General features: G+C 63.2%; 16 protein-coding genes. 9 read left to right on the top strand and 7 right to left on the bottom strand.

What is annotated here, in order from left to right; genetic code table 11:
* Nucleotides 1-115: 115 nt before the first annotated feature.
* The 3 genes from BB347_RS10760 (at nucleotide 116) to BB347_RS10750 (ending at nucleotide 3,110) form a co-directional block, all read left to right on the top strand.
* Nucleotides 116-1,486: an MFS transporter gene (locus BB347_RS10760; RefSeq protein WP_077202636.1), complete on the top strand. Its 1,371-nt coding sequence runs from the start codon at nucleotides 116-118 to the stop codon at nucleotides 1,484-1,486.
* A 152-nt stretch (nucleotides 1,487-1,638) separates the two neighbouring features.
* Nucleotides 1,639-2,703 (top strand): phosphoribosylaminoimidazolesuccinocarboxamide synthase, encoded by a 1,065-nt coding sequence (locus tag BB347_RS10755; protein WP_076581324.1) that lies wholly within the window; start codon nucleotides 1,639-1,641, stop codon nucleotides 2,701-2,703.
* A 200-nt stretch (nucleotides 2,704-2,903) separates the two neighbouring features.
* Complete coding sequence (locus BB347_RS10750; RefSeq protein WP_076581322.1) at nucleotides 2,904-3,110, top strand: hypothetical protein; 207 nt, start codon at nucleotides 2,904-2,906, stop codon at nucleotides 3,108-3,110.
* A gap of 20 nt (nucleotides 3,111-3,130) precedes the next feature.
* Here the strand turns inward: BB347_RS10750 and BB347_RS10745 are convergent, their stop codons facing one another.
* Both BB347_RS10745 and BB347_RS10740 read right to left on the bottom strand, forming a co-directional pair.
* Nucleotides 3,131-3,709 carry an endonuclease dU gene (locus BB347_RS10745; RefSeq protein ID WP_076581320.1) on the bottom strand — a complete coding sequence of 193 codons (579 nt, stop codon included), beginning with the start codon at nucleotides 3,707-3,709 and terminating at the stop codon, nucleotides 3,131-3,133.
* Nucleotides 3,709-3,882: a DUF5786 family protein gene (locus tag BB347_RS10740; protein ID WP_076581318.1), complete on the bottom strand. Its 174-nt coding sequence runs from the start codon at nucleotides 3,880-3,882 to the stop codon at nucleotides 3,709-3,711. The genes BB347_RS10745 and BB347_RS10740 overlap by 1 nt, the downstream gene beginning before the upstream one ends.
* Nucleotides 3,883-4,029: 147 nt before the next feature.
* Between BB347_RS10740 and BB347_RS10735 the strand changes: the two genes are divergently transcribed.
* Nucleotides 4,030-4,641: an MBL fold metallo-hydrolase gene (locus BB347_RS10735; RefSeq protein WP_076581316.1), complete on the top strand. Its 612-nt coding sequence runs from the start codon at nucleotides 4,030-4,032 to the stop codon at nucleotides 4,639-4,641.
* Between the two features lie 287 nt (nucleotides 4,642-4,928).
* Nucleotides 4,929-5,288 (top strand): DUF7344 domain-containing protein, encoded by a 360-nt coding sequence (locus BB347_RS10730; RefSeq protein WP_157524991.1) that lies wholly within the window; start codon nucleotides 4,929-4,931, stop codon nucleotides 5,286-5,288.
* Nucleotides 5,289-5,412: 124 nt separating this feature from the next.
* Here BB347_RS10730 and BB347_RS10725 read toward each other — a convergent pair whose 3' ends face one another.
* From BB347_RS10725 to BB347_RS10715, 3 genes are all read right to left on the bottom strand, one after another.
* Entirely contained in the window at nucleotides 5,413-5,562 is a 150-nt protein-coding gene (locus BB347_RS10725; protein WP_076581314.1) for a 50S ribosomal protein L40e, read from the bottom strand.
* 86 nt (nucleotides 5,563-5,648) lie between these two features.
* Nucleotides 5,649-6,185 carry a DUF367 family protein gene (locus tag BB347_RS10720; protein WP_076581722.1) on the bottom strand — a complete coding sequence of 179 codons (537 nt, stop codon included), beginning with the start codon at nucleotides 6,183-6,185 and terminating at the stop codon, nucleotides 5,649-5,651.
* 116 nt (nucleotides 6,186-6,301) lie between these two features.
* Entirely contained in the window at nucleotides 6,302-8,125 is a 1,824-nt protein-coding gene (locus BB347_RS10715) for a Rieske (2Fe-2S) protein (protein WP_076581312.1), read from the bottom strand.
* Between the two features lie 159 nt (nucleotides 8,126-8,284).
* On the opposite strand from BB347_RS10715, the gene BB347_RS10710 reads away from it, so the two are divergent.
* On the top strand, nucleotides 8,285-8,608 hold the full coding sequence (locus BB347_RS10710; protein WP_076581310.1) for a nuclear transport factor 2 family protein: 324 nt from the start codon (nucleotides 8,285-8,287) through the stop codon (nucleotides 8,606-8,608).
* A 22-nt stretch (nucleotides 8,609-8,630) separates the two neighbouring features.
* On the opposite strand, the gene BB347_RS19320 is transcribed toward BB347_RS10710, so the two are convergent.
* Nucleotides 8,631-8,804, bottom strand: a complete 174-nt coding sequence (locus BB347_RS19320) for a hypothetical protein (protein ID WP_168170948.1) — start codon at nucleotides 8,802-8,804, stop codon at nucleotides 8,631-8,633.
* A gap of 124 nt (nucleotides 8,805-8,928) precedes the next feature.
* Nucleotides 8,929-10,125: an MBL fold metallo-hydrolase gene (locus tag BB347_RS10705; RefSeq protein ID WP_076581308.1), complete on the bottom strand. Its 1,197-nt coding sequence runs from the start codon at nucleotides 10,123-10,125 to the stop codon at nucleotides 8,929-8,931.
* Nucleotides 10,126-10,370: 245 nt separating this feature from the next.
* Here BB347_RS10705 and BB347_RS10700 point away from each other — a divergent pair, with 245 nt between their 5' ends.
* The 3 genes from BB347_RS10700 (at nucleotide 10,371) to BB347_RS10690 (ending at nucleotide 13,565) form a co-directional block, all read left to right on the top strand.
* Nucleotides 10,371-10,649, top strand: a complete 279-nt coding sequence (locus BB347_RS10700; RefSeq protein WP_076581306.1) for a hypothetical protein — start codon at nucleotides 10,371-10,373, stop codon at nucleotides 10,647-10,649.
* Nucleotides 10,650-10,726: 77 nt separating this feature from the next.
* Entirely contained in the window at nucleotides 10,727-12,259 is a 1,533-nt protein-coding gene (locus BB347_RS10695; RefSeq protein ID WP_076581304.1) for a stage II sporulation protein M, read from the top strand.
* Nucleotides 12,260-12,404: 145 nt separating this feature from the next.
* Nucleotides 12,405-13,565 (top strand): acyl-CoA dehydrogenase family protein, encoded by a 1,161-nt coding sequence (locus BB347_RS10690; RefSeq protein WP_076581302.1) that lies wholly within the window; start codon nucleotides 12,405-12,407, stop codon nucleotides 13,563-13,565.
* Nucleotides 13,566-13,732 lie beyond the last annotated feature (167 nt).

The raw sequence follows: 13,732 nt of genomic DNA, 5'->3' as shown, positions 1-13,732 counted from the left end.
ACCGGAAAGTCGGGACTGTCTCTCCCGAATAGCGGAGAATTATGCCGGGGAGGGGTCGAATCGCGTCGTTCCGTCCGAAACAATGAACGTGTGTGAGGATCAGCACGTGATACGAATGGAACGCTCGCCGATCGGTGTGGGACGATTGCGACGGGACGAAACGGCGTACATCGTGGGAGCGATTTCGGGTGCGCACTTTCTCTCTCACATCTACTTGCTCGCGTTCCCGCCGCTGTTTCCGTTGTTGGGATCCGAGTTCGATCTGACGACCGGCGAACTCGGACTGCTCGTGACGGCGATTTACATTCCGACGCTCGTCCTCCAGATTCCCCTCGGCGAGCTCGTCGACCGAATCGGGGCGAAACGCATCCTCATCGGCGGTCTCGTCGTGACCTCGCTGGGGATCACGCTCGCCGGCGCGGCGACCTCCTACTGGATGCTACTCGCGTTCGCGCTCCTCTCGGGAGTCGGCCAGTCGGTCTTTCACCCCGCCGACTACGCGTTTCTCGAGAGCGTGACGACCGAGTCGAATCAAGGGAAGGCGTTCAGTTTGCACACGTTCGGCGGCTTCGCCGGGTTCGCCGCCGCGCCCATGTTGCTCGGCGGAATCGGGATCAGGTACGACTGGCAACTGGCGCTGTTCGTCACCGGCTCGCTCGGGTTTCTCTACGCCGCGGTCCTCGCGCTCACCGCCGCACCAGTGTACCGCCGGCAGATCCACACTCGCGAGACGAATGGCGGACGCGACGACGGTGAGTTCGCGAGCGAACTCGAGACCGAGAATCCGATCAACGAGCGGACGACCGAGTCAGGTTCGAGCGAGCCGGGTGACACTGAATCGACCACCTCCGGATCGACGCTCCGCCAGACTGCGGCCCAACTTCTCCAGCCCCGCCTGCTCGTCGTCTTCGTGTTCTATCTGCTCTCGATGATGGCGATCGTCGCGTTGCAGTCGTTCACGACGGTGTTCGCCGTCGACTCGCTCGGCTTCGACGACGCGAGCGCGAACAACGTGTTGACCGCGTACCTCGTCGGCACCGCGGTCGGCGTCATCGCGGGCGGGCCACTCGCCGATCGCGTGCCGTTCCAGCCCGTTCTCGTGGGCGCGTTCGCCATCGCCGCCGTCGGCACCGTTGGGGCGGTCGCCGTCGCCCCGAACATGTCCTTCGTCGTGGCCGCCGTGATCTTCGCGTTCGTCGGTGTAGCGATCGGCATCGCGTTGCCCTCGAGAGACACGTTCGCGACGACCATGGCCGAGGCCGGCTCGACCGGCAAGAGCTTCGGCTTCTTCTTCACCGGACTCTCACTCGGTGCCGTTTTGAGCCCGGCGCTTCTCGGGGCGCTCATCGACGTGACGTCCGTGCTCGTCGCCTTCCTCGTCGTCGCCGGGATCCTGCTCGTCGCCGCCTCGGTGATCGTCGTCGTCTCCGTGCTCGGCGTGCTCGAGGGTCCCTCCAACGACCGTGAGGACGCGTCCCCTCGGTAACGGCAGTCGTGTCCCGACAACGGTAGGCCGTCCGTGACGGTGTTTCGCCCTCGATCACTCGAGTCCGCGACAGATACTGAAACCTTCTTACGGTCCGGACACGGCAACTGAGGTATGAACTGCGGCGGCGGTCACGATCAGAGGTGTCACACGTGACGAGCGTCAAGGAGTTCCGCATCGACGAGGCGGCGACGGCCGACGAACTCGGCCGGGGGACGTTCGTCTTCACCGACGCGTACTCGGTCTTCGACTGGGGGAAGATGCCCGATCAGATCCCCGAGAAGGGAGCGAGCCTCTGTGCGATGGGGGCGTACAACTTCGAACTGCTCGAGTCCGAGGGCGTCCCGACTCACTACCGCGGCGTCCTCGAGCAAGGCGAAGTCGTCCCCCTCGAGGAGGCGTCGCGTCCGCCCTGGGAGATGGCCATCGACCTCACGCAGGTGCCCGACCTGCCGAACGACGGCCGCGAGTACGACTACGACCACTATCACGAGGCGGCCGGCGAGAACTACCTGATTCCCCTCGAGATCGTCTTCCGGAATCGGGTCCCTATCGGCTCGAGTCTGCGACGACGGACCGACCCGTCCGATCACGGTCTCGACTTCGACGAGTGGCCGGAAGGAGTCGTCGAACTCGAGGAGCCGATCGTCGAATTCTCGACGAAGTACGAGGAGGGCGACCGCTACCTCGCACGCGAGGAAGCCGACGCCATCGCCGGCCGCGCCGCTATTTCGGACCTCGAGTCGCTCGCTCGTGAGGTCAACCGAGTCATCACCGAGCAAGCCGAATCGGCCGATCTGGTCCACGAGGATGGCAAGATCGAATGTCTGTACTACGGGGCGGCTGCTGCCGCCGATGGCGAACGGGCCAACGGGCCCGTGAGCGGCGAGGTTCGCGTCGCCGACGTCGTGGGCACCTTCGACGAGAACCGATTCAGCTACGAAGGGACCCAACTCTCCAAAGAGGTTCTTCGACAGTATCACAAGCGAACCCAGCCGGAGTGGGTTCAGGCCGTCAAAGACGCGAAGGCCGAAGCCAGAGAGAGCGACGTCGCGGACTGGAAATCGCTCTGTGAGGCGGAGCCAGACCCGCTCGAGGACGACGTGATCGAACTCGCTCGCAACCTCTACTGTGCCGGGGCAAACGCCTACACCGGGCACGAACTGTTCGACGCGCCGCCGCTCTCGAGTGCGATCGGTGCGGTTCAGCGGTTGTAACGCTCGTCGGCTTCGCTAGTCGACCGATATTCTACACCTCAGCTATACTATGCGATTTTCGTCTCTCCTCAGTGGCGACGCACCATCTCTTCGTGGTGCGTTTGACTCACACAAGCATGCTACTAGATACCAGTATACATCCGTGGGTTGACACAGAAATTCTCATATGCGCTGGGAAGTAACGGACGATTAGAGCACCAATGACCCTCGCTGCAAGTGGAACCGTCGCGAGTATCGTTCCGTTCGACCCAACGTACGGTATCGCCGTCGTCGCAAGCGTCATGCTTGCCGTCTTCGTCCTCGGGATGGTCGCCTTCGCACTCGCTCCCGTCTTCTCCTCGTGGGGCGGTCAGACGAGCGGAGTCGCCGCCTCGGCCACGCCCGACGCAGAGCCAAGCGACGATTAATTCTTCGCGACCAATTGCCGTCACTTCTCGAGACGAGAGCGCCGGCCCGCGTACTGATTCCCCGCTCGAGCGAGCGCGCTCGCGACCCGAATCGGCTCCGGTCGCCCGCCCTCGGGAGTGAACGCTCGCACGACCGTCGCGGCGTCGCTCGCATCACAGCCGAGGTGACGAACGTAGACCGTCTCGTCGTTGACCGAGACGGGCCGACGCGCTGGGAGCGCGCGGTAGCGCTCGAGTCTGTCCTCGAGAGACGCACCGCTGAAGGCATCGCGGAGTCCCGACTCGAGGCCGTCGCTCTCTTCGAACGTGACGGCGATCACTGGCCGGTCGGCTCTCTGATGGATGTGTGTGAGGTCGAGAAGGTTGTACCACGCGGGGGCGACGCTGCCGACGAGCACGTACCGGACGTCCGGTCGGATACACTCCTCGAGCAGCGAGCAGACGGCGTCCGTCGCGTCGGTTCCACCGACAGCACACGACCGAAAGGCGGCGTCTTCGACGACTCGATCACGACGGACGACAACGCCGGCGAGGGTGCTTCGCTCGTCGCTCGGCCCGACCGATTCGGCGATTCCCAGCGCCCGCACCCCGGGCTTCATCACTCCTCGTCTTTGATGTCCTCGAGTCGATCGAGTAACTCGTCGCTCGAGGCACCATTTTCGAACTCGATCGTCCCGTCGTGGTTGTTTTCACCGGATTGTACCGCTTCCTCGTCGTCAAAATCTGCGTCCACTTCCTGTTGCTCAGATTCGTCGTAACTCCCGAAACCCATACGGGCATCACTACGTCTTTCCGGGTAAAAAATCTCGTGGTCAGTTCGTTCACACTCCTCCCTCAACGACCACGCCACTCCCTGTGCGCCCTCGGTCGTCCCCCTCCGGACGGCACCATTTTGAGGCCGGCCCTCGAGTCGCCACGTATGGACGTTCATCACGTCACGGCAGATGCGGAGACGTTCACCTGCAACGCCTTTCTCGTCCTCGGCGAGGAGACGACGCTCGTCGACGCCGGCGCGTGGGACGGCGTCGTCGACGAGATCCAGTTGTACACGGACGAGGTCGATAGCGTCGTTCTCACCCACCAACACGGCGATCACGTCGCCCAACTCGAGGCCGTCGTCGACGCCTTCGATCCGGACGTGTACGCCTACGACGACCATCCGACGCGGACGCAGGAGATTCGCGACGGCGACACGGTGTCGATCGGCGACGACGACTTCGACGTGGTTTACACGCCCGGCCACGCGGACGACCACGTCTCGTTCGTCTCCGAGTCGTCGCTCTTCTCGGGTGACGTCGTGGTCCACGACGACGGCGCGTTCGACTACGGCAGTTTCGGTCGGACGGACATGGCAGGGCAATCCCGCGAGCGGCTCATCGAGAGCATCGAGACACTCCTCGAGCGGCTGCCCGACGGAATCGAACACATGTACGCCGGTCACGGCGGCATCTTTCACGGCGATGTCCGGGACGTCGTCGAAACCGCTCTCGAGCGAGCGAGCGAGCGCCAGCCGAAGTACCCCGACGAGTGAGTGAGTCTCCTGCCGAACGAGCGTCAGCTCCTCGGAGACACTCACGCACCGTTCAGACGCATCCGTTCATCGTCAGAACGGTTCTCGAGTAAACCGTTCACGCGAGGTCACGACTTCGACGCCAACTCGATCGTGCAACAGTTGTCAGATGGCTTTCACCGTCGTGTACCGTTAGGACCTGTTCAACTACCGAAAAGAATACGGTATTGCGGCAATTTTTAGTGTGCATGGCTCACGACAAGAGCGACGGGTCCAGCACTGACGGAGGGTGTGAGTTACTATCATCCGTGGATGGGGGAACGGAGACGTATCGTCGGTTGGGACTCCTCTTGGACGTTCTGTCGAACTGCCATCGTCGGTTTGCCCTGTACTATTTGCTCGAACACGAGGTTGCGACGGTCGAGGAATTGACCCAGTACCTTCTGAGAGAGTACCAGGAACGACCGTCACTCGAGCACGGAGGCGGCGACTTCGATGCCGTCCACACCGCACTCGTACACGGTACTCTGCCAAAACTGGCGGGCGCGGGTATCGTCGAGTACGACACCCGAAGCCAGATGGTCCGTTATCGACGCTGTTACACCGAATTGCCGCCGCTTCTCGCGGCGTGTGCGACTCTCGAGGGAGTTTCCGTATCCGTCGACTGAGACGTGCTGGCGGACGAGTATCCACCGTGTGACCCGCTCCGCGTCGCTGGCACACGACGCGAATCGAACGGAGTCCTGTCGGTCGTAAGTGTTGTGAGAAGTCGAAAAGACCGTTGCCGTCGGATTATGCTGCGCGGGCTTCTTTCGCCTTCGGTCGGAGGTTCTTGTAACCGCACTTGCGGCAACTGTCCGCACTCTGGGAGTTACGGGCGTTACAGCGCATGCAGATCATTTTCTCTAGCGTTCGTTTTTCTGCGGCGTCGAAACTGGCCATATCGCTTCGTTAGCCTGTCGACCATATAACCGCTGTGGTCCGACACTCCGCCGGGGCCGTTGATCGCAAAGGGAGCCGAATCCGGCTCAGGAGCCGTCCGTCGCAGTCGACTCGTCGGCAGGGTCCTCGTCTGCCAGATACTCGTCTTGAACGGCGACGACGTCACTCGAGTCGCCACACTCGCTGTAGCGTCGCAGGGGCTCTTCGTTGAGCGTCAGAAACGTCTCGCCCCAGCGAAACGGCTCGAGGAGCGCTTCGGCCCGCTCGTAACGGTCGAAGATACAGCACGCCCCGGCGAGGGCTTCGACGGTCGTCAGCTGAAACGGGCGACCGTAGTTGATCGGATTCGCCGCGACGAGGAAGGGGAGCGCCCGGTGGACGCCGTTCATCCGAAACGAGGCCGCTTCGGCGGACTCCCAGGAACAATCGAGTGCCACGAGCGTCCCGAGTCCGTCCTCGAGGTCGGCCGGCGAGAGCGCCTGCTCGGCGTGGGGATTCAAGACGACGCCGTAGGGCACTTGCTCCATCCGTCGGTAGAGCGTCGCCTCGTCGAACTTCTCGAGTCGACGGGCGGTACACTTCTTCGGGTCGTCGTCGCCCTCGTAGTAGACGTGACACTCCACGGCCTCGAATACGATCGGACCCGGGAAAAGCCAGTCGATAACCGTGGCCACCGCCTCGAGCACGACATCTCGGTCGGCCGGGGAGGCGAGCGACGCGAGGGGTTCCGAGTCCCGACTCAGGCTTCGTGAATCGTCTCGCCGCGATTCAGACGCACCGCGATGGAGAACGTCTGATCCGCCTCGCGTCGAGTCGGGAAGTGCGCGGCCATATAGCGGGCGCTCGCGATCAGCGGGACTCGACGTCGCTGCTCGAGGTCGATCGTCGACTCGCCGTCTCGAGCGTCCTCGCCGTCGTTCGCCCGTTCCTCGGCGAGTTCGGCCTGTCGGAACGCCGCCTCGAGGTTTTGGAGCGTGTGGAACCCAGCGTCTTCGCGCAGCAGTCCGTGGCCCAGCGTGCGTCGGAGCGCGTCAGGATCGCCGTCGCAATCGTAGAACTCGGCGACGAGCCGTCCGGCTTCGTTCACGTCGTCCTCGGTGTCGAAGGTCTCGAGGAGGTCGTCGAGGATCGCCTCCGTGTCGCGGCCGGTGTCGTTGTCACCGGGTTCGGGGATCGGCGCGGGCGGCGTGTTGAGGAACCGATCGAGGTAGACCGAGATGGCCGCGTCGAAGACTCCGCGATAGCACTCGACCGCGTCCGTCCGTCGTGTCGACTGCTGCACCGCGTTCGCGTACGTGAACGTGTGATGGACGGTGTTCCAGTCGCTGAACTCGTTCGCAGTGCCAAACTGGGCGACGCGCGTCGCGGCGGCGTAGGTAACTTCGTCGGCGAGGGCTTCGGCCGTCGCTCCCGCGCTGACCGCGTCGGCGAGCGCGTCGACGATGGCGTCGGGATCGTCGCTGCGCAGCGTCTCCTGGAACCCGGCGGGCGGCGACCAGGTCGCCTCCGCGGCCGCACCCGCCGCGACCAGTTCCTCGAGGCCGCTCGTTTCCGTTACGTCGCCGCCGTAAACGTCTTCGAGGATCGCGACGAGGTCGACCGGTTGGCGCCACGACGACCGCTCGTCGCTGCGATCGGCACTCACGAGGGGCTCGATTAGACTCGGCAGAATCTCGTCGGCGGCCTCCCAGCCGACGTGCTCGAGGCTTTCGAAGGCCTTGTTGACGAAGTCGAGGACGTGCCCGGTCGAGAGATAGGGGTGGTCGGTCGCGGCGGAGACGAGCAATTCCGCGACCTCGGATTCGGAACGCCCCGACGCCACGGCGGTGCGGAGACACCGTTCGGCACCGTCGCGGTCGCGAACGTCGACGCAGTCGCGAAACCACGATTTCAATCGGCCGAAGTCGACGTTCTCGGTCGAAAACGAGGGCTGGCCGAAGCGCGGCGGTTCACCCGCACAGTCGTTCGCGACGTGGCGAACGCCCGTATACAGGGCGCGCTTTCGATCGATCGCCTCGAGGTCGTCGATCACGTTCGCCATGCACCCGAGGATCGTGAGGCCGGGACCCCAACCGGACTCCCGGTATCGCGTCCCGAACTCGAGGGTCGTCGCCATGGGTTCCCGGTAGTCGACGCCAGCGTCGAGCAGTCCGATCGCCGACTTCGCGGTGACGAGTCGAAGGTTCTCCTCGAGGCCGGCCTCGAGGCGCGTCGCCCAGTGATCTTCGGGCGGCAACTCGCGCGCTGGATTCGGATTCACGTAGACGGTGCCGTCTCGGATCTCGATCGGATACGTCTGGACGTCGTCGGCCCACGGATCGAACGTATCGCCACAGGAGAGTTCGAACCGCGCGTGGTGCCAGTGGCAGGTGAGAATGCCGTCGTCGACGGTCCCTTCGACCAGCGGAAATCCCATGTGCGGACAGCGATTGTTCACGGCTCGAACCTCGTCTTCGTGGGAAAACACGGCGAGTGGGGTTCCGTCGATACTCACCAGTTCGCGACCCGTTTCCTCGAGGTCGGCCAACGAGACTGCCGCGTGAAACCCGTCTTCGGACGCCATACGTTACCTGTTGACACGAACCGGCGTAAGTGTTCGCTGTAATCAGTTATCGGACGCAGGTCGATCACCGGCGAGTCGGGTTTTCCGAGTACGTCAGGACGAAGAGACGGTCGCTCGAAGTGCCACGCTTTTGGCGCTCGCGCTCGAACCGTTTCGACTATGGACTCGGTCGCCCTCGTCCGGCGCTACTACGACGCGCTCGACCAACACGAGTACGAGACGCTCGAGGACGTGCTCTCCCCCCAGTTCGTCCAGCGTCGCCCCGACAGAACGTTCGAGAACCGCGAGGCGTTCGTCCGGTTCATGCGCGAAGAGCGACCGAATCCCGACACCAGCCACGACCTCGAGAGGGTCGTTGCCGACGGTGATCACGTCGCAGTCAGCGGTCGGGTCCTCAACGATGGGGCGGTCTTGCTCGAGTTTGCGGACGTGTTCGCCCTCGAAAACGGGCGAATCACGCGGCTCGAGACGTACTCGCGATAACAGCGGGCGCACCGAAAAGACGTTAGCAGAAGTGGACCCAGTACGTGTGTCCGTTCGCACAGGTTACTTTCCGTTGCTCACCGAACGCTGCGACCGAGTGGCTGGTCTCGAGGTTGACGTCCTCGTCGGGAACTTCGATACTGGTCAGTGCATCACAGTGGTAGCACTTGACCTGGCGTGTCGCTGTGAGTTGCATTCGCGTCCACCGTGCTAAACTTTGACTCGGTAGTATATAACAAATTTTCAGGCGGGCTGGAGACACTCCGAAACTGGCCCGTTTGCCGACTGTTCGCCCGACCCGTGACACGGTCTCGAGTCTCTCAGGCCGAGCAGTTGTTCGGCCCGAGTTCGAGTTCCGTTCGTTCTTCGGGGGGTGCCTCTTTCGCCCCGCGATTGAGGTCGATGATCTCCTCGTAGTTCGCCGGCTTCTCGCCCGCGTCGGCCATCCGGTCGACGAACTCCTCCTCCTCGAGGTCGAGCAGATCGATCTCGGTTCGCGCCGTGCGGATGGTCGTCTCGACCGCCTCACCCGGGGAGCCGTGTTCGAACTCGCCGTCGGCGGTGACGGTGACGTGTCCCGGCAGGACGAGAATACTCTCGGGTTCGGCGAGGAGCGTCCTGTGCAGCGATTCGTAGAGCAGCCGCGCACCCGTCTCGCCCGATTTCGCAGGTTCGTCGTTCGATTCCGAGTCGTCTTCTGACTCGCTCTCGTCGAACTCGAGTTCCGTCCGTCCCGTCGAGTCGACGTGTAACGTGTCGGCGCTCAACAGCGCGACGTCGTCGACGAGCAGGTTGATCATCTCGCTCGTGTGCCCCGGCGCGAGAACGGCTTTCACCTCGCGCTCGCCGACCGACACCACCTCGTTTCGCTCGAGGGGCGTGAACTCGACCTCGACGTCACGTCCGGTCGCCCGCTCGCCGAGGTAGTAGGGGACCTCGAGTCGGTCGGCGAGGTCCCGGCCGCCGGAGATGTGATCGGCGTGAACGTGCGTGTCGATCACGCCGGCGATCGTCAGCCCGGCTTCTTCGGCGGCGAGTTGGTACTCGTCGATGTCGGCGGTGGGATCGACGACGACCGCCTCGCCGGATCGGGCACAGCCGACGACGTAGCCCAGACAGCCCTTCGCTCGCCGCTGGACCTGAACGACCGTGAGACCGTCCCCGCCGCGTTCGTCCGTCTCGATTTCGACGTGACTGTAGACGCCGCTCCAGCCTTCCATCCCGCCGTCGACCGTCTGCACGTCGTACTCGTCCGTCGCCGACTCGAGTTGGGTCGCCAGGTTCCCCGAGGAGATCCCCTTCGCACAGGTCGTGATGACGCGTTCCGCGTCGCCGACGGTCTCCTCGAACTCCTCGAGTCGCCCGTTTAGCTCCTCTTCCGGCCCGAAGGGAAAGTGGAGCGCGCCCGGCATGTGCCAGGATTTGTAGCTCTCTTCGGGACGCGTATCGACGAGCGTGAACTCCTCGTCCTCGTCGAGTAACGCGGCGAGTCGGTCAGCAGAGAGGGTCGTGACCATGTGTATCACCTACGTTCGCCGGCGTTGTAAACGTCGTCACGGCGTATCCACGCCCGGCGGCGTATGTGTGCGGTGATCTTTGGGACTGGAAGGCCGGCACAGACCAGTTGGCCTGCTGTCAGCTGATGACTGATTCGTCGCCATCCGCCCTCCTATCGGAGCGTCGGCCGGCTCACCGACTGCTCTCGAGTTCCCGTCGATGTCACAATGGTTACGTTCGTTCGCTCGAAATTCAGGTTCAACGAATGACAGCAATCCGTGGTATCCTCAGTGGACTCCTCGCCAGCGTCATCGGCATCATCGTCATCGGCCTGCTCGCGACGATCGTCTTCGCCGTGGCGATTTTCGTCATCTCGACCGGAGCCGGCCTCGCCGGCTACGACCCAAGCGCGGACTTCGTCGTCCTCTCCGCAGCGTTAGTCGTCGTCTCCGTCATTCTCACCGGCGGGTTTACGCCTCGTCTGTCCGGTTCTGGCTCGAGCGACGAGGGCGACGAGACGTTCGAAGATCGCACCTTCAACTGATCGAGGCTGTTTCGTTCGACGGGAATCGCAGAGCCCAGAGAGGGTAACTTATCTGATAGTCCCTCCAATGGAGGGCTATGTCCCTCTCCGATTCCATCACTGCCGCCGTGGCGGTGTTTCGGCGTCGTCCGTCGGATTTCCTCCCCTGGTATCTCCTCGGCGCGGCGATCCCCGCGATCGTGCGACTCGTGCCGTTTCTCGCCGTCGTCGTCGGATACCTCTATCTCGAGCTCACCGGGCGACTCGCGGTGATGCACGACTCTCTCGGCCAGATCGACGGTTCGCCGCCGGATCAACACGCAGACCAGGAGGCGTTCGACGAGTGGGCGGGCGGATTCGAACCCGTCTTCGAGCAACTGTTCACGCCGACGATGGCCCTCATCGTGCTCGCGACGATCATCGTCTCGGTCGGGCTGATCCTCGTGTTGTTCCCGTTCGTCAGCGCCGGCCAACTCACCGCCTGTAGTGCCAGACTCATCGACAAACGTGGTTTGACCGCCGGGATCGCCGGCGCACGCCGGTACTGGCTGCGCTTTCTCGGGCTGTACATCCTCGAATTTCTGCTCTGGGTCGGTGCCGTCATTGCAGTCGGAATGGGGGTGGCGTTCACCGCGACGGTCGTCACTGCCCTAACGGGGGAAGGACTCCTCGCCGGGGTGTTCGCGGTCGTCGCGCTGTTTGGCTTCATCGCCGTCCTCGCAGCTATCCGGGCGGTGTTCGCGTTCGCTCCGGTCGCCGTCGTCGTCGACGACACGACGACGTTCGCCTCCGTTTCGAACGCCGCGTCGTTCATCTGGTCGAGTCCGGTCGCCGCCGGGTTCTACTACCTCATCACGATCGGATCGATGATCGCCGTGTCGACGGTTTCGGGGGTCCTCGTGTTCTTCGACGTCGTCGCCTTCTCCTCGCTCCTCACGATGATCCTCCTCTTCCCGTTCCTCGACCTACTGAAGGTCGCCCTCTACAACGATTACCGTAACCGGCTGGCTCCGCCGTCGACGCCCGATCGCACGCTCCGTCGACAGTTCAAGAGCGGAATGGGACGCGGCTGGCGCGAAATGACGACGTTTATCAGACAGAGCCTCGGCACGCACGCGCTCGTCGTCGCGCTCGGCCTCCTCAGTTTCTGGGTCGGCTGGGAAGCCGCCGAACCCATCGCCAACGCCGGCCTCGAGACCTCGATCTCCGCCCGTCTCGAGGATCACAACCCCCTCGCGGCGACGCTCGAGTTCTTCGGCAACAACTGGATGGTCGCGCTCACGACGGCCTTCTCCGGGGTTGCCCTTGTCGCCCCCGCGATCGCCTCGCTGGTGTTCAACGGCCTGTTCCTCGGTTTCCACGGGCGAACCGAGGTCGAACCCCTCGAGTTGCTCGCGTTCGTGATTCCACACGGCATCTTCGAGATTCCGGCCATCTTCATCGCGACCGCAGTCGGCGTCTGGCTCGGCCGGATCTGGTGGCGGGCGCTCCGTGGCCGGGCGAGTCGCGTCGAGTTCGCGGACGCGCTCGAGCGGACGTTCTGGGTGCTCGTTGGCGTGGGCATCTTGCTCGCGATCGCGGCGGCCATCGAGGGCTTTCTGAGTCCCTACTACTTCCAGCCGTTCGTCTGAGTCCGCCAGTCCTCCCTCGTCCGGTTTCTATCAGCATTCAAAGCTGGAAAATCGCGTGAGTGGTCCCTATTCACGGTGAACACTCAGAAAAATTGCCAGGAACGATTTCGGGTGGTACTAATAGGCACACGGTGAGACCTACGGTATGCAGAATCTTAGTGACGTAATCCTCTCGGACGAACACCAACTCTTTCGTGACGAAACGAAACGCTTCGTCGACAACGAAGTCACACCCGAAGCGCGCGAGCGAGATTCGGAGGGCGAGGAGATGTCTGGGGACCTCATCGACCAACTCGGCGAGATGGGCTTTTTCGGCATTCTCATCGACGAGGAGTACGGCGGACTCGGTCTCGATCTGAAGGCCTACGCCGTCATCGCCGAGGAACTCTCTCGAGGCTGGCTCAGCGTCGGCAGCATCATCGCCCGCGGACAGAGCCTGGCCGGCGCGACCGAGGAACAAAAGGAAGAGTACCTGCCGAAGATGGCCAGCGGCGAGCTGTTAAAGAGTATCGCCATCAGCGAACCCGACGCGGGCAGCGACGTCTCGAACATGCGCCTGCGAGCGGAGAAAGACGGCGACGAGTACGTCCTCAACGGCCAGAAGATGTGGTGTACGTTCGCGAAGGGCTCCGACTTCATCCTCACGTACGCCGTCACTGACCCGGACGCAGAACCCGCCTACAAGGGGATATCGGGCTTCATCGTCGAAAAACCAGCCGGCACGTTCGACCGTGAGGGCCTGAGCGGCCAGCCAATCGATAAGATCGGGTATCACGGCTGGAAGACCTGGGAAGTCAACTTCGACGACGTTCGCGTGAGCGCGGACAAACTCGTCGGCGGCGAGGAGGGCCAGGGCTTCTACCAGATCATGGAGTTCTTCGAGGAAGGGCGCGTCCACACGGCCGCTCGAGCCGTCGGCCTCGCTCGCGCCTCACTCGAGGATTCCCTCCAGTACGCACAGGAGCGCGAGCAGTTCGACGGCCCGATCAGCGACTTCCAGGCGATCCGATTCAACCTCGCGGAGATGGCGACGAAAGTCGAGGCCGCTCGAGCCCTCTCCTTGCTCGTCGCGGAGGCCGTCGACAGCGGCGAACGAGCCGACGCGGAGGCGGCGATGGCGAAGCTCTTCGCGAGCGAAATCGCCGAAGAGGTGACGAGCGAAGGGATCCAGATCCACGGCGGCTACGGCTACACGACCGAGTTCGACGTGGAACGCTACTGGCGAGACGCCCGGCTCACCCGAATCTTCGAGGGCACCAGCGAGATTCAAAAGCGTATCATCGCCGACGACTTGCTGTCTTCCTAACACCCGTTCGAGGCAGATTCTCTCGGGCTCGAGTGTGTTCCGCTTCTTTTCGGGACGAAGGTCCTGTTCAACTCCTCAATAGCTGCGAAGAACGGTGTGTAAGAGACAGAGAAAGAATTCTGCACGGAACCCTCGTTTATTTCTCGCAGAAGGTAGTGAATCGGTCG

It is taken from the genome of Natronorubrum daqingense (genome assembly GCF_001971705.1).
Taxonomy (GTDB): Archaea; Halobacteriota; Halobacteria; order Halobacteriales; family Natrialbaceae; genus Natronorubrum; species Natronorubrum daqingense.
The sequence above is the reverse complement of the archived record's forward strand: the minus strand, read 5'-3'. Positions and strand labels throughout refer to the sequence as shown.

Coding starts and splice junctions, on each gene's coding strand:
- BB347_RS10725 (WP_076581314.1), bottom strand. CDS start 5,562: ATGGCCAGTTTCGACGCCGCAGAAAAACGAACGCTAGAGAAAATGATC.
- BB347_RS10740 (WP_076581318.1), bottom strand. CDS start 3,882: ATGGGTTTCGGGAGTTACGACGAATCTGAGCAACAGGAAGTGGACGCA.
- BB347_RS10690 (WP_076581302.1), top strand. CDS start 12,405: ATGCAGAATCTTAGTGACGTAATCCTCTCGGACGAACACCAACTCTTT.
- BB347_RS10745 (WP_076581320.1), bottom strand. CDS start 3,709: ATGAAGCCCGGGGTGCGGGCGCTGGGAATCGCCGAATCGGTCGGGCCG.
- BB347_RS10710 (WP_076581310.1), top strand. CDS start 8,285: ATGGACTCGGTCGCCCTCGTCCGGCGCTACTACGACGCGCTCGACCAA.
- BB347_RS10700 (WP_076581306.1), top strand. CDS start 10,371: ATGACAGCAATCCGTGGTATCCTCAGTGGACTCCTCGCCAGCGTCATC.
- BB347_RS10695 (WP_076581304.1), top strand. CDS start 10,727: ATGTCCCTCTCCGATTCCATCACTGCCGCCGTGGCGGTGTTTCGGCGT.
- BB347_RS10760 (WP_077202636.1), top strand. CDS start 116: ATGGAACGCTCGCCGATCGGTGTGGGACGATTGCGACGGGACGAAACG.
- BB347_RS10735 (WP_076581316.1), top strand. CDS start 4,030: ATGGACGTTCATCACGTCACGGCAGATGCGGAGACGTTCACCTGCAAC.
- BB347_RS10715 (WP_076581312.1), bottom strand. CDS start 8,125: ATGGCGTCCGAAGACGGGTTTCACGCGGCAGTCTCGTTGGCCGACCTC.
- BB347_RS19320 (WP_168170948.1), bottom strand. CDS start 8,804: ATGCAACTCACAGCGACACGCCAGGTCAAGTGCTACCACTGTGATGCA.
- BB347_RS10705 (WP_076581308.1), bottom strand. CDS start 10,125: ATGGTCACGACCCTCTCTGCTGACCGACTCGCCGCGTTACTCGACGAG.
- BB347_RS10750 (WP_076581322.1), top strand. CDS start 2,904: ATGACCCTCGCTGCAAGTGGAACCGTCGCGAGTATCGTTCCGTTCGAC.